The 684-nt window shown below is 47.4% G+C and carries 1 protein-coding gene; it reads left to right on the forward strand.

The features are described 5' to 3' along the window. Window positions 1–243 precede the first annotated feature (243 nt). On the forward strand, window positions 244–684 hold a 441-nt coding region (locus CRJ00_RS02105), incomplete at its 3' end, for an IS110 family transposase (RefSeq protein ID WP_144038064.1).

Here is a 684-nt window from a genome sequence, read left to right on the forward strand (position 1 = left end):
CTTTAGATTTGTATAATAATAGAAAGGGTTAATTGTTTAAGTTAGCCTTTTAGAAAGATTACCTAAAACGGTAGCGGCAAATTCTCTTTCCGTGAAGGTTTTTATACCTAGGCAATGATCAAATCCKCTACCGTTTTTTCCCTTAGTGACCAGATAACAATTAGGGCAATACCCATTATTAAGGACTAGGATCGATGGGGTAAAAACTAGGTAATCTGTACAAAACTATAAAAAACAGATCACATGGCAAACAATCCCCACTCTTTCATTGGCATCGACGTTTCAAAGGACCATTTCGACGCAAGTCTCCTTGTCGTGCTGGACCACAAAAAACAGTCCCCCATCAGTTCGGTTTTCCACAATACACCCCAGGGCATCCAAGGGTTCCATCGTTGGCTCACCGCAAACGGTGTAACCATGGACGGCAACTCGCTTGTCGTGATGGAGAATACGGGTATCTACCACCGCCTGATCTGGTCCTTCTGCAGCCAGCAACAGCTTCCCCTGCACATAGGCAATGCGGCGCACATCAAATGGAGCTTTGGCATAGCCAGGGGGAAGAACGATAAGATAGACAGCATCAGGTTAGCGAACTATGCCTTCAAGGAGGCCGATGCCCTCAGGGCAAGCGCCCCTCTGGACAGGGAGCTACTGCTGCTGAAGGACCTCATAGCTGCCCGGACC

This window comes from Sphingobacterium sp. 1.A.4, assembly GCF_002734245.1.
Lineage (GTDB): Bacteria > Bacteroidota > Bacteroidia > Sphingobacteriales > Sphingobacteriaceae > Sphingobacterium > Sphingobacterium tenebrionis.